The organism is Ruegeria sp. O6 (genome assembly GCF_056535045.1).
Map to the genome: position 1 here is coordinate 23358 of NZ_JBQERM010000019.1, position 12578 is coordinate 35935.

Sequence of the window (12578 nt, forward strand, 5' to 3'; positions counted from 1 at the left end):
TCAGGTTTTTAGCCGTTCATTGGCCGGGTCGAACAGAGGCCCGTCCACCCGGCAGATTTGTTTGCGGTCACCGAACAGTTCGAGTTCGAATTCCGTCTGGTCCGTCATCGCCACCGGAAGATAGCCGTAGATGATCGTTTTCCCGACGTGGTACCCATAACCACCGCTGCTGGCGCGCGAAACGGTTACGCCATTGTGCAGGATGGTTTCTCCCCCGGTCATCGGCAGTTTTTCTTCGGTCACGAAGGTACAGAGTATCTGTGCCGTGCCATTGGATTTCTGGTCCTCCAGCACATCGCGCCCTAGGAAACTTTCCTTCGATTTCAGGTGGACGCGAGAGCCCAGGCCCGCTTCTACAGGTGTATAGTCCGGGGTGATGTCGGTGCTCCAGTAAAGATACCCCTTTTCCAGGCGCAGCGAGTCAATGGCCCGGTAGCCGATATCGCGGATGCCATGGGCGTGCCCGGCCTTCCAAAGCTGATCATAGACATGAAGTGCAAATTCGGTTGGGATGTGCAGTTCCCAGCCCAACTCGCCGGTATAGCCTATGCGCACTGCACGCACTCTTGCTGCTCCGACTGTAATGTCGCGCGCTGTTGCAAAGGGAAACGCAGCGTTTGAGATATCCTCTTCGGTTACCGTCTGCAGGACGTCGCGCGCTTTTGGCCCGCACATGTTGATCACCGCGCGGGAAGAGGTAACCTCGATTAAATGTGCTGATCCGTCTTCCGGCAGATGACGTCGGATCCAGTCGGAATCGTGAACCCCGAATCCAGCGCCGGTCACGATATAGAAATGGTCGCGCCCCAGGCGGGTGATGGTGACATCCGCCTCGACGCCGCCTTTGTCGTTACAAAGTTGGGTATAGATTACGCTGCCATCCGGCTTGTCCATGTTTGAGACCGCCAGGTGTTGCAACACACCCAACGCGCCAGAGCCGATCAGCTCGAACTTGGAAAAGCTCGACTGGTCGATCAGAACGACACTTTCGCGGGCAGCGCGGTGTTCTTCGGCCGCGAAGACATGCCAACCGGGATTGAGGAAATCGAGCTGATCCACTGGGGCGACCCCAGCTGGGGCAAACCACAAAGGCCGTTCCCACCCGTTCTTCGATCCATAAACCGCCCCGTGTTCTTTCAATCGGTTATATAGTGGAGACAAGCGCAAATTACGTGCGGTCTCGGCCTCCTGGCCCGGATAGCGCATCTTGTAGTGATGTGCGTAATGTTCGACGGCTCGGGGATACATAAAGGCCTTGGTCGCATGATGTGGGCTAAACCGCCGCACGTCCAATGGCCAAAGATCCAGGCTTGGGCGCCCGTTCAGAATCCATTCCGCGATCATTTCCCCCGCGCCCCCGCCAGCCGCAATGCCGTAGAGGAACCCGGTCGAAAGCATCAAGTTCTTGATCTCAGGGGCCCAGCCCATGACAAAATCACCATCGGCGGAATAGGGGATCGGTCCATTGATGATTTGCCGGATTCCGACCTGGTTCACGACAGGGGTGACGACACCGGCAAGTTCAGCCAGCGGCGCGAAACGGTCAAGATTGTCAGGCAGCAACTGGCGCACAAACTCTCCGGGAATGCCCCGTTTTCCAAATGGTAATGTGTCGTCTTCGTAACCTCCGATGACCAGACGCCCGCCAGCATCGGGCTTGAAATAGACCAGACGCTCGGGGTCGCGCAGTGTGGGCAGGCCCTTGACCAATTCCGGCTCTGGTAACGGTTCTGTTACGACATATTGGTGCTCGACAGCGCAGGCTGGCACCACGACGCCCAGTTTTGCCGCCAGTTCACGGCTCCACATGCCCGAGGCCAGCACAACGGTTTCCGCCTCATAGTCGCCGTTGGTTGTCATCACTTTGGTTATGCGACCATTGCGGATTTCGAAATCCTCAACCTTCACCCCCTGCCTGATCTGTGCGCCGTGGTTACGCGCACCGGCTGCAATCGCCAGACACAGGCCAGCGGGGTCAACGTGGCCGTCCGACGGAATAAAGGCGGCCCCCTCTAACCCGTCGGCATCGATATAGGGAAACAGGGCTTTCGCTTCGGCTGGTGAGATGATTTCCATCTCCAGGTCAAAACTGCGTGCCATCGTTGCCAAGCGTTTTGCCTCCAGCAACCGTTCCTTGGTTGCCGCCAGCCGCAAGCTGCCGACTTTCTTCCAGTCGAATTCCATACCAGTCTCGTCGGCCAGCCGGTCATAGAGCGCGACCGAACGTTTCAGCATCCGGGTTGTATTGCGGGAAGATCGCAATTGCCCAACCAGCCCGGCAGCGTGCCATGTTGCCCCCTCTGTCAGAGATGCCTTTTCCAGAAGGACGACATCCGTCTCACCTGCCTGGGCCAGATGATAAGCGATTGAGCATCCGATGATGCCGCCGCCAATAATAAGGTGTTTTGCAGAATGGGTTGTCATGGCCTCGCCCCTGTCGACAAATTGGGTGCCAGATCACCGTATCGGCCAATATAAATCAACAAAAATTAAACAATAGTGTTGAAATCTGTTGATTTAAGGGGGTAACTACAATTTATCCTGTTAAAGTCCAACATCCGAGTGACTGAATGTCAAAATACGAAAAGGACATCCTGAGCGCGGTTAACATGCATGGCCGAATCTCGGTCATGGACCTGGCGCAGAGGCTTAACGTTTCCGATCAGACAATCCGTCGAATTGTAAAGCCGTTGGTGGATGCGGGGCAAATCGACAAGGTTCACGGCGCGTTGATCAGCACCCAAAAGGTTCTGGATCCCCCTTTCATCGCGCGTATGACAACCAACCGCGCAGCGAAAGTCGCCATTGCCAAGTCAATATTGAACCTTGTACCAGATAACGCGTCCATTGCTATCGATACGGGATCTACGTCGGGTTTTGTGGCCCAAGCCCTCAAGGCGCGCAGAGATCTTACCGTGGTGACGAATTCAGCGTTCATCGCAACAACTTTGGCCATGGGGAACGGCAACCGGGTCTTTATGGCGGGCACACAGCTTCGAAATCATGACGGGGCAGCGTTCGACCGCGCGGCCTTTGACGTTATTGCAAATATGTCGGTGGAGTACTCAATCCTGTCGGCGTCACGTGTGGATCCGAAACAGGGTTTTTTGGTGTTCGAACAATGCGAAGTCGATATTGCGGTCGCAATGAAGGCGATCAGTGAACGATGTTTCATGGCAGTTGACTCGACCAAGTTCCAGGCATCCGAACCCAAACCAGCCTTGCGTCTTCCGGCTCTTTCGGCAAGTGACTTCCTGATAACCGAGCGGAAGCCTGCGCCAAAATTCGAAGGCGTCATAGGTCAGGCAAAGACAGTAATCGCTGCAGATCAGTTTCAAGCTTTTGATGAGTGATTGGCCTTTGGGAACGGACGTTTTTTCCTATTATTTACCACAAAGCTGTGTGGAGTGGCGGGATTGCGTCGCTTGCATAACGCGTGGGCCGCATCAATATTGTCGGCGACATCTGACATACTCCGGCACTCCAAAATGGCAGCTGTCCTGATATCCGCGTCAACGAAATTCCGATATGTTCCGTCCAGCGTAGGCTGACTTCCTTGGCCGTGAAATAGGCCAGCGACAGATCGTCAGGGCGATCCTCGGCCATCACCTTGATCAGGAACGCCGCCTGTTCTCGGTTCTTCGGCGACTTTAGGTTGCCCGCACCGTCACTGATCCTTCGCTACTGAAGTGGCCCGTCGTTGGGATTGGGAAAACGGAGGAAACACGATGGGAAACAAGTGACACAACCTGCGACGCCAAGTCAGTGTCGCGCCTGAATAACGTCGGGCTCAGAGGCCAGTGCAGTCACTCCACCATGCCTATCCGTTCGATCTGTTGCACTAACGTACCACAGCTGATCAGAGCCTGCCCCGTTGCCAGGATCATCTGGGGCAGGATCATCCATTCCAGCGTCCAGGCAACGCCGGAACGTTCCTGCTCGTGCACCAGCGCCTGATGCATGCCCGAAAGTTGGGTTGCGTTGAAACGAGCAAGTGCGACCAGCAGTTCCGCGCGGACCGGGTTGCGCTTGTGAGGCATCGCCGAAGATCCGCCGCCACCTGCCAGCGAAACCTCGTCCACCCCCTGCTGGGCCATGAGCGACACGTCCTGACCGATCTTTCCCAGCGATCCGGTTATCAATGAAAGCCATGAGGCAAACTCTGCAAGATTGTCCCGGCGGGTATGCCAGTTTGCATCGCAGCTGGCCAGGCCAAGCCCACGGGCCACATGATCTGCGATTACCTGTCCGGACCCGTGCATCCCGGCGCGGTCGCCAACGGCGCCGCCAAGTTGCAGCACAAGCAATCTGGGTTGCAATTCGGTCAGGCGTTTCTGGTGATCGGCCAATGGCAACCGCCAGTTTCGCAGGCGCGTGGCAACAGAAATCTGCAATGCCGCCTGCATTCGGGTTCGCCCCATCATCACGTGTTCGCCATATGCCTGTTCCAACGCCACAAGCGCATCCATCAGGTCAGAAAGACGGGCCGAAAACACCTCCAGAATGTCCTTGATTGACAAAACCAGAGCGGTGTCGACAACATCCTGCGACGTCATCCCCTTATGCAGCGCGACGTGGCAATGTTCAGGCAATGCCGCTTTGAGCGACCGCACCAGCGCGGGCACCACCACGCCATCCAATGCCGTCCCGTCGCGCAGCGCCTGCATGTCGGGACGGTGTTGTCGGATAAGTTTTGCCGCGGTTTCCGCCACCTCTGGTGGTACGGTGCCGACCGCCGCCAAAGCCTCTGAATATGCGGCCTCGACGGCCAGCATGTGTCTCAGCTGAGCCTCTGCACCCAGCAACTCTGAGGTCTGTGGGTCCTCAAACAGCCCGCTGAGCCAGGGATGAGTGGAAAGCTGTTCCATCTTATGTGTGGCCTTTGAAATGAAGCGAGCGGATATCAATCGTCATGGCATCATTCCTCCCTGCGCTCAAAGAGCCAAAATCTCGCGGGCCTGTTGCCAGGTGGCGACCGGACGTTCGTGCTTTGCGCATAGCTCGGTCACGCGATTGACCAGCGCAGCGTTCGAAGGCGCTAGTGTATTCCGATCCAGCCGGACATTGTCTTCCAAACCTGTCCGCGTGTGTCCGCCCGCAGCAATGGCCCATTCATTTACCACAATCTGGTTTGGACCGATCCCGGCGGCACACCATTCGGCATCCGGTGCGCGATCCTGCATGGATTTCACGTAGAAGTCGAACACGGCCCTGTCGACCGGCATCGCGTTTTTGACACCCATGACAAACTGAACATACAGCTTGCCATACAGCTTGCCTTCCTTGTGCAATCTGATCGCTTGCAGGATGTGGGACAGGTCAAACGCCTCGATCTCGGGCGTGACTTTGTATTTTTGCATTTCGGCTGACAGCCAGTCCACCAGGTCGGGTGGATTTTCATAAACCCGGGTGGGAAAGTTGTTCGATCCAACCGACAGCGACGCCATGTCAGGGGCAAGGGGCAGCATTCCGCCTCTGGCCTGACCGGCGCCTGACCGCCCACCAGTGGAAAACTGGATGATCATTCCGGGACAGTGTTTTTGCAAACCCTCTTTCAGGAGAGCGAATTTGTCGGGGTCGCTGCTGGGCGTCTGATCATCGTTGCGAACATGGGCGTGGACAATGCTGGCACCGGCCTCGAACGCCTCTTGCGTGCTTTCGACCTGTTCCGCAACCGAGATCGGCACCGCGGGGTTGTTCTTTTTGGTGGGCAGGGAACCAGTGATGGCCACGCAAATGATGCAGGGTTTGGTCATGGTGACTTCCTGAAATGAGTGCGGCCTTGGCAAGGCAGCACCAAGTAATCAGATATCAAAAAAGACGGTCTCATCTTCGCCTTGTATCTTGATATCGAAGCGATAGACAACTTGACCGTCCCGATTGGTGCGTTTGGCCAGCAGCGTTGCGCGGCGGCGTTCCCATTCGATGAGATTAAGGACCGGGTCCTTGCTATTGGCCTCTTCCTCGTCCTCGAAATAGATACGCGTATTCAGACCGACATTGATGCCCCGGGCTACAACCCAAAGGTTTATGTGAGGCGCTTGCTGGCCCACGTTTCGTCCCGGTGTCGGGCCGGGTTTGACAGTGTCGAACGCCCATTCGCCGGTTTCAAAATTGGTGATGACGCGTCCCCAGCCGCGAAAGCCGTCTTCGACATCGCCGCCGCCCTCAGGATGGGCATAGACGCCCCTGGCATTTGCCTGCCAGGCCTCGAGCAAAACATCCTTGATGGGCGATCCTGCCCCGTCCACGACCAGTCCTTCGACCCGAATACGCTCACCTTCGGCATTTGGTCCGGCTATATCCCAGCCCAGTTCCTGCCTGTAGATCTCAAATCCGGCAGCCCCAGGCGCCAGACCGATATGGACGTAAGGCCCGGCTGTTTGCGAGGGGGTTTCCTTCAGATAATTCAGCTGTTGCATCTTCAGTTCCCCTCCAGACGGTTTTCAAACAGGGTCGAGCGCCGACCGCGCAAGACCACGTCAAATTTATAGGCGATGGTATCCAGTGGGATCGTCGAATTCATATCGAGCCGCGAAATCAGGCGGCTGATCGCATCGGCGTCAGGAATAGTTTTCACGATCGGGCACCTGTCAATCAGCGGGTCACCTTCGAAATAACATTGTGTGATCAGGCGTTGCGCAAAACCTGTTCCGAATATCGACATGTGGATATGGGCGGGACGCCAGCTGTTCACCCAATTGCGCCAGGGGTAGGCACCGGGTTTTACGGTGCGGAAGAAATAATACCCGTTTTCATCTGTCAGGGTGCGGCCACAACCACCGAAATTGGGATCGATCGGTGCCAGATAGGTATCCTTCTTGTGGCGATAGCGCCCACCCGCATTCGCCTGCCAGATTTCCACCAACGTGTTTGGCACCGGACGTCCGTTTTCATCCAGCACCCTGCCGTGCAGAATGATACGCTCGCCAATCGGGCTTTCACCGGGCTGCGCATAGTTCGAGATCAGGTCGTTATCCAGAGGATCAACATCGTTGTGGCCAAAAACCGGGCCGGTGACCTCACTGATCGAGTTTTGCAGCGAGATCAGCGAATATTGCGGTGAACGGGTCACGCTGGTCTTGTAGTCGGGTGTCAGCGCAGGTGGGTGCCACTCGCGGTCACGCTGGTAGAAATCACCTTGTTTCAACATTGTCGGATCACACTTCCTTTTTGTCTGACTCGGGTTTCTGCGCGTTTCCCATTCAGTCCTGTTCCATTTGATCATAGGTCAGTTTTGCCAGTTTGAGGGCCTGATTGGCGCGTGGCACGCCCGCGTAAATTGCGACGTGCTGAAACGCTTCAAGTACATCCTGCTTGCTGGCGCCGGTACGGACTGTGGCGCGGATATGCATCGGGATTTCTTCGAAATTTCCCAACGCAGCAAGCAAAGCCAGCGTCAGCATGGATCTTTCTCGGTCACTGATCCCGTCCGAGGCCCAGACGGTGCCCCACGCGCCTTCGGTGATAAGCGTCTGAAATGGACCGTCCAGATCAGACTTGGCGTCTTCGGCGCGATCCACATGGGCGTCGCCCAGAATTCTGCGGCGCACTCGCATACCGGACTCGTATTTGTCACTCATTGCGGTTCTCCATCAGGAAAGCGGACAAGTGTTCAGCATAGGTGGCGGGGGCTTCCACGCATGGCAGGTGCCCGGTGTTGGGTATCTCGACATAGTGCGCTCCGGGGATCATAGCACAGGTCTGCCGGACCAGTTCGGGCGGGCAGGCGCGGTCATCTGATCCCGCGATGGCCAGAACCGGCAATCGCAGCGTCCGGGTCATGGATTCAAGATCAGCATTTGCAATGGCGTTGCAACATCCCAGGTACCCAGAATCAGGGGTACGCACCAGCATGTTGCGCCAAAGCAGCACGTTATCGGTTGCCCTGAAACCCGCCGCAAACCAACGGTCCAGAATTGCGTCTGCCACAGGCTCGATGCCGGACGATCGGATTGCGCCCATCCGGTCACGCCACATCTGGGCCGTCCCCATTTTTGCGGCGGTGTTGGACAGAACAAGGGCGCGGATCAGGTCTGGTCGGCGCGAAGCCAGCACCTGACCGATCATGCCGCCAATCGACAGGCCGACAAACACCGTGTCGCGAACCCCGATATGGTCAAGCAAAGCCTCGGCGTCATCCGCCAGCCCAGCCATGCTGTAAAGCGCCTGAGGGCATTCCGACAGGCCGTGACCACGCAGATCGAACCGGATCAGGCGCAGCCCCTTGGGCAGCAACGGCAAAACCTTGTCCCAAAGGCGCAGGTCAGTTCCCAGCGAGTTGGCAAACACCACAGGCGTGCCATCTGGATCGCCATCCTCACGCCAATGCAGGTGAATGTTATCCAGCGCCGCAATCTGCATCAGTAGGGCAGCCCGACGTAGTTTTGTGCAAACACCGATTGGGCCTCTTTGTTTTCGCACAGGAAATCAATGTCAGCCTTCTGCATTTTCAGGTCAAAGCCGTTCTGTTCCGGAAAACGGTGCAACAGATTGGTCGTGGACCAGCTGAACCGCTCGGCCTTCCAGATCCGGGCCAGCGCTTTTTCGGAATAGCGGTCGATGCCTTCGCTGTCGCGGTCTTCATAGAATTGCAGCAGTGCGTTGTGCAGATAGTGGATGTCGCTTGCCGCCGTGTTAAGCCCCTTGGCCCCTGTGGGGGGCACGATATGCGCGGCATCCCCACACAGGAACAAACGGCCCCAGCGCATTGGTTCGGTCACGAAAGACCGCAGCGCCGCAATTGATTTTTCGACCGATGGCCCGGTAATCAGTGTCTCAGCATATTGCGCGGGGATCCTGCGTTTCAGCTCCTGCCAGAAGGCTTGATCAGTCCAGTCATCGGCACTGTCAGACAGCGAGCATTGAATGTAGTATCGGCTGAGGTTCTCATTGCGCATGGAACAAAGCGCAAAACCGCGTTCCGATCCGGCATATATCAGTTCGTTATGGACCGGGGGTGTTTCGGACAAAACGCCCAGCCAGCCAAACGGATAGACCTTTTCATATTCCCGGCGCACGGTCAGCGGGATGGTTTGACGCGACACCCCATGAAATCCGTCGCAACCGGCGACAAAATCGCAATCAATCCGGTGTCCGGTCCCATCCGCTTGATACGTCACATAGGGTGCATCGCTGTCAGCCCCGTGAATCTGAACATCATCGGCGTTGAAAACGATCTTACCGCCCATTGCCTCGCGCGCATCATACAGGTCACGGGTTACTTCAGTTTGTCCGTAAACAACCACATGACTGCCTGTCAGCTTTTTAAAGTTGATGCCGAATTCGATATCGCCATACGAGATCACTGTGCCGTCATGGACAAAGCATTCCTTGTCCATCCGCTCTGCCACACCGGCTTCGCGCATCAGTTCCACAAAACCGGTTTCCAGAATACCAGCGCGAATGCGGCCCAGAACATATTCCCTGGTTTTGCGCTCTAATACGATGGTGTCTATGCCTTTGCGGTGCAACAACTGGCTGAGCAAAAGACCTGAAGGTCCACCGCCGATGATCGCGACCTGAACGCGCATGTTGGCTCTCCTGATTTCGCGTATCTAATAATTGAACGCCATATCTCGATATGTAAAATGAGTTCTGCTTGGACTTAGTTGCCGGAATTGGAAAGTAATGATAGATCGCCGCATCAAAGTTAGGCATATTCAATGTTTTATTGAGATATGTCGCGAGAAAAGCCTGAAAGTTGCGGCAGAGAAGCTGTTTCTCACGCAACCGGCGATATCCAAGACACTTAAGGAGCTTGAGGATATTCTGGGCACTGTGCTGTTGTCCCGTAACCGGTCCGGTGTTTCTCTGACGCGGCAGGGCGAAGTGTTTCTGCATTTTGCCGAAATGTCACTGGCCGCTTTGCAGCAAGGTTTTTCTGGTGTGGAACAGATCGAGGCGCGGGGCAGGGCCAGCCTTCGGGTCGGGGTGCTGCCTTCGGTTGCGGCCCGTTTGATGCCAGCCGTTGCTACCGAGTTTTCCGAACTTGCGGGCAATGCCCGACTGAGCGTTTTCGACGGTCCACATGGCCATTTGATGGAGCGTCTTCGACTGGGCGACCTAGAGCTTGTTATCGGGCGTTTGGGTCGCCCTGAAACCATGCAGGGCATTTCCTTTACCCAGCTTTACGAGGAGAAGGTCGTCTTTGTCGTGCGCGCGGATCACCCGCTGCTGAAAGCCCCCGATCTCAGGCGGATTACCGAGTGGCAAGTGCTTTACCCGCCTGAAGGATCGGCAATTCGGCCCTTGGTGGATCGCCTCATGATCGCGCATGGGATTGGTGAAATCGAAGATCGTCTGGAAACTGTCTCGGGTGCTTTCGGGCGGGTGTATACCCGGCAGACCGACGCGATCTGGATCATCTCGGCGGGGGTGGTCGCCAATGAAATCAGCGATGGCCACCTTGTGGCGCTGCCGTTTGATACGTCGATCACACGCGGGCCCGTTGGGCTGATGCGTCGGCCTGACCAGGTCCTGTCACCTCAGGCGCAGGTTTTCGGGTTGGCTTTGGACAATGCAATTGCGAGGTTGGGCTTGTCGCCTGATGGTGCGACCTCTGATAACTAAGGCTGGTCCATTCTGCCGGGGTGGCGCTAGGACAGGAGCACAAGATGGATGACAAGGAACGCAGAATCCGTGAGGCAATTATCGAGAAATGCCTTTTTCTGAATTCCAGCGGTCTTAGCCAGGGCACATCCGGCAATATCTCGGCCCGATACGAGAACCGGATGCTGATCACACCTTCGGCGACGCCATATGACAAGCTGACCCCCGAGATGATCGTCTCAATGCCATTTGATGGAGAGTATGGGACCTGGGATGGCCCGCTCAAACCTTCGACCGAATGGCGGTTTCACTTCGACATTCTCAAGACCCGCCCCGATATGGGCGCGGTGGTCCATGCACATCCGACCTATTGCACGGCGCTGGCGATTGCACACAAAGAAATCCCGGCAGCGCATTACATGGTCGCGGCCTTCGGCGGTCCCAATGTTCGCTGCGCACCCTATGCGCGCTTTGGAACGCCCGAGCTGTCGGAGCTGGCGATCGAAGCGCTGCAAGGTCGAACCGCCTGTCTGCTTGGAAATCATGGGTCCATTGCCATGGGAGAGGACCTGGACAAGGCCATATGGCGCGCAGTCGAGCTGGAAACCATTGCCCGTCAATATTACCTTTCCCTGACCCTCGGTCCGGTGATCCTGACCGATGAACAGATTTTCGAAACGCTATCCGGTTTCGCTTCTTATGGTGTTCAGGGCGACTACTAGGACGTCGCAGCAGGTACTGCTAAGAAGCAAAATGAGCCTGAACAGACCTGACTGCCAAGATGGCTGCGCTGAGGGGCGGTATATTGGGCTCAATTCCAAAACGTCGCGACGTGATCAGGAGGTTTTCGCCTGTCGGCGTTGGTGTCACGCATCTGGCCATTCGCGCGGATACGGCTGCCTATTGATTTATTGCCGCGCGTAAAGAAGATGTAAGGTCAAAGCAAAAGAGTTCCGCAAGCGGGTAGGTATGGTAAAAATAAGAAATATGGAGGAGTTCGCGGCCCTGAGCGGGATTTCTCGGCCAACGGTTTCCAAATATTTCCACGACCCGGAAAGCGTTCGTTCCTCTACGCGGGCGCGTATCGAAGAAGCATTGGAAAAGTTCGATTACCGTCCAAATATCTATGCGGTGAACCAGAACCGAAAGCTGACCAAGAATATCGGTATCGTTGTTCCCTATCTTGCCGATCCATTTTTCGCCGAGATGGCCAGATACCTTGAGCAGAGTTGTATTGTCGCCGGGTATCGTCCATCTCTTTTCAGCTCGCACGGTGAGCAGGAACTCGAGAACGATATACTCGACAGCCTGCGGTCGCTCAAGCCGGCCGGAGTACTGTTTGCTCCTTTGGGGCGCGGGTCGGACCGAGCTCACATCGAGAAATTTTGTGCCGAGGTGCCAACAGTTCTGTTTGACAGCAACCTCGAAGGTTTGGGTGCAGCCTTTATAGGGTCGGACAATTTCAGTTTTGTTTCCCAAACCGTGGAATACATGACCCGGACGGGTGAACCTCCGTCTTTCTTTGAAATGCGCACGCCAGCAAACCCAAACGCCAACAAGCGACGCAAGGCATATATTGAGGTTATGGAACGTCTGGGGTTCGAACCCCATGTCATAAAAATCGATGGTGAAGGCTGGGCGTTTGAAGAGATCGGGCATCAGGGTGCTTTGAGAGTGTTGGAGAAAGGTGCTCTCAGGACGAACTCGGTTTTGTGCAGCAATGACCGTCTTGCGATCGGATTTCTGGCAGCCTGTTATGAGCAGGGGATTCGGGTTGGGCGAAAGGAAGATTGCTCACTCCGTGTCGCATCAAATGACGACCACCCCTTTGCAAAATTTACCTGCCCATCGCTGACAACAGCTGCGCATGATTATGACAACGTGGCTGGGCGCAGTGTGGATACCTTGTTTGAACTCATTGAAAGCGGCGGAAAATTTGACGACCGGACGGAGACTCTGTTTCCTGCGCGGCTTGTCTTGAGAGAATCCGCGTGAATTAAAACTTAACGCGCGTAAAGTTATTATTG

At 55.9% G+C, this 12578-nt stretch carries 13 protein-coding genes; 5 read left to right on the top strand and 8 right to left on the bottom strand.

The window, feature by feature from the left end; genetic code table 11:
- Nucleotides 1-2424 carry a GcvT family protein gene (locus tag ACR0DY_RS18200; protein ID WP_480484625.1) on the bottom strand — a complete coding sequence of 808 codons (2424 nt, stop codon included), beginning with the start codon at nt 2422-2424 and terminating at the stop codon, nt 1-3.
- A gap of 146 nt (nt 2425-2570) precedes the next feature.
- On the opposite strand from ACR0DY_RS18200, the gene ACR0DY_RS18205 reads away from it, so the two are divergent.
- Nucleotides 2571-3353: a DeoR/GlpR family DNA-binding transcription regulator gene (locus tag ACR0DY_RS18205; protein WP_480484626.1), complete on the top strand. Its 783-nt coding sequence runs from the start codon at nt 2571-2573 to the stop codon at nt 3351-3353.
- A 453-nt stretch (nt 3354-3806) separates the two neighbouring features.
- Here ACR0DY_RS18205 and ACR0DY_RS18210 read toward each other — a convergent pair whose 3' ends face one another.
- From ACR0DY_RS18210 to pobA, 7 genes are all read right to left on the bottom strand, one after another.
- Entirely contained in the window at nt 3807-4868 is a 1062-nt protein-coding gene (locus tag ACR0DY_RS18210) for a 3-carboxy-cis,cis-muconate cycloisomerase (protein WP_480547480.1), read from the bottom strand.
- A 66-nt stretch (nt 4869-4934) separates the two neighbouring features.
- Nucleotides 4935-5756, bottom strand: a complete 822-nt coding sequence (locus tag ACR0DY_RS18215; protein WP_480898876.1) for a 3-oxoadipate:acetyl-CoA acetyltransferase — start codon at nt 5754-5756, stop codon at nt 4935-4937.
- 48 nt (nt 5757-5804) lie between these two features.
- A complete protein-coding gene (gene pcaG / locus ACR0DY_RS18220) occupies nt 5805-6422 on the bottom strand; it encodes a protocatechuate 3,4-dioxygenase subunit alpha (RefSeq protein WP_480898878.1) in 618 nt (205 codons plus the stop codon).
- 2 nt (nt 6423-6424) lie between these two features.
- Entirely contained in the window at nt 6425-7153 is a 729-nt protein-coding gene (pcaH, locus tag ACR0DY_RS18225; RefSeq protein WP_480898881.1) for a protocatechuate 3,4-dioxygenase subunit beta, read from the bottom strand.
- A 52-nt stretch (nt 7154-7205) separates the two neighbouring features.
- Complete coding sequence (gene pcaC / locus ACR0DY_RS18230) at nt 7206-7583, bottom strand: 4-carboxymuconolactone decarboxylase (protein ID WP_480508248.1); 378 nt, start codon at nt 7581-7583, stop codon at nt 7206-7208.
- Entirely contained in the window at nt 7576-8364 is a 789-nt protein-coding gene (gene pcaD / locus ACR0DY_RS18235) for a 3-oxoadipate enol-lactonase (RefSeq protein ID WP_480898884.1), read from the bottom strand. Before pcaD ends, pcaC begins: the two co-directional genes overlap by 8 nt.
- Nucleotides 8364-9533 (bottom strand): 4-hydroxybenzoate 3-monooxygenase, encoded by a 1170-nt coding sequence (pobA, locus tag ACR0DY_RS18240; protein WP_480547488.1) that lies wholly within the window; start codon nt 9531-9533, stop codon nt 8364-8366. The genes pcaD and pobA overlap by 1 nt, the downstream gene beginning before the upstream one ends.
- A 97-nt stretch (nt 9534-9630) precedes the next feature.
- Between pobA and pcaQ the strand changes: the two genes are divergently transcribed.
- The 4 genes from pcaQ (at nt 9631) to ACR0DY_RS18260 (ending at nt 12546) form a co-directional block, all read left to right on the top strand.
- Nucleotides 9631-10572 (top strand): pca operon transcription factor PcaQ, encoded by a 942-nt coding sequence (pcaQ, locus tag ACR0DY_RS18245; RefSeq protein WP_480488809.1) that lies wholly within the window; start codon nt 9631-9633, stop codon nt 10570-10572.
- A gap of 44 nt (nt 10573-10616) precedes the next feature.
- On the top strand, nt 10617-11273 hold the full coding sequence (locus ACR0DY_RS18250; RefSeq protein ID WP_480539847.1) for a class II aldolase/adducin family protein: 657 nt from the start codon (nt 10617-10619) through the stop codon (nt 11271-11273).
- Nucleotides 11274-11332: 59 nt separating this feature from the next.
- Nucleotides 11333-11458, top strand: coding sequence for a hypothetical protein (locus ACR0DY_RS18255; protein ID WP_480529140.1), 126 nt, complete (start codon nt 11333-11335; stop codon nt 11456-11458).
- Between the two features lie 62 nt (nt 11459-11520).
- A complete protein-coding gene (locus tag ACR0DY_RS18260; protein WP_480488813.1) occupies nt 11521-12546 on the top strand; it encodes a LacI family DNA-binding transcriptional regulator in 1026 nt (341 codons plus the stop codon).
- Nucleotides 12547-12578: the final 32 nt, after the last annotated feature.

Excerpts from the sequence above, each read along its gene's own strand:
- pcaH (WP_480898881.1), bottom strand. The coding sequence starts at position 7,153 with ATGTTGAAACAAGGTGATTTCTACCAGCGTGACCGCGAGTGGCACCCA.
- ACR0DY_RS18205 (WP_480484626.1), top strand. The coding sequence starts at position 2,571 with ATGTCAAAATACGAAAAGGACATCCTGAGCGCGGTTAACATGCATGGC.
- pcaG (WP_480898878.1), bottom strand. The coding sequence starts at position 6,422 with ATGCAACAGCTGAATTATCTGAAGGAAACCCCCTCGCAAACAGCCGGG.
- ACR0DY_RS18200 (WP_480484625.1), bottom strand. The coding sequence starts at position 2,424 with ATGACAACCCATTCTGCAAAACACCTTATTATTGGCGGCGGCATCATC.
- pobA (WP_480547488.1), bottom strand. The coding sequence starts at position 9,533 with ATGCGCGTTCAGGTCGCGATCATCGGCGGTGGACCTTCAGGTCTTTTG.
- ACR0DY_RS18250 (WP_480539847.1), top strand. The coding sequence starts at position 10,617 with ATGGATGACAAGGAACGCAGAATCCGTGAGGCAATTATCGAGAAATGC.
- ACR0DY_RS18260 (WP_480488813.1), top strand. The coding sequence starts at position 11,521 with ATGGTAAAAATAAGAAATATGGAGGAGTTCGCGGCCCTGAGCGGGATT.
- ACR0DY_RS18255 (WP_480529140.1), top strand. The coding sequence starts at position 11,333 with ATGGCTGCGCTGAGGGGCGGTATATTGGGCTCAATTCCAAAACGTCGC.
- pcaQ (WP_480488809.1), top strand. The coding sequence starts at position 9,631 with ATGATAGATCGCCGCATCAAAGTTAGGCATATTCAATGTTTTATTGAG.
- pcaD (WP_480898884.1), bottom strand. The coding sequence starts at position 8,364 with ATGCAGATTGCGGCGCTGGATAACATTCACCTGCATTGGCGTGAGGAT.
- ACR0DY_RS18215 (WP_480898876.1), bottom strand. The coding sequence starts at position 5,756 with ATGACCAAACCCTGCATCATTTGCGTGGCCATCACTGGTTCCCTGCCC.
- pcaC (WP_480508248.1), bottom strand. The coding sequence starts at position 7,583 with ATGAGTGACAAATACGAGTCCGGTATGCGAGTGCGCCGCAGAATTCTG.
- ACR0DY_RS18210 (WP_480547480.1), bottom strand. The coding sequence starts at position 4,868 with ATGGAACAGCTTTCCACTCATCCCTGGCTCAGCGGGCTGTTTGAGGAC.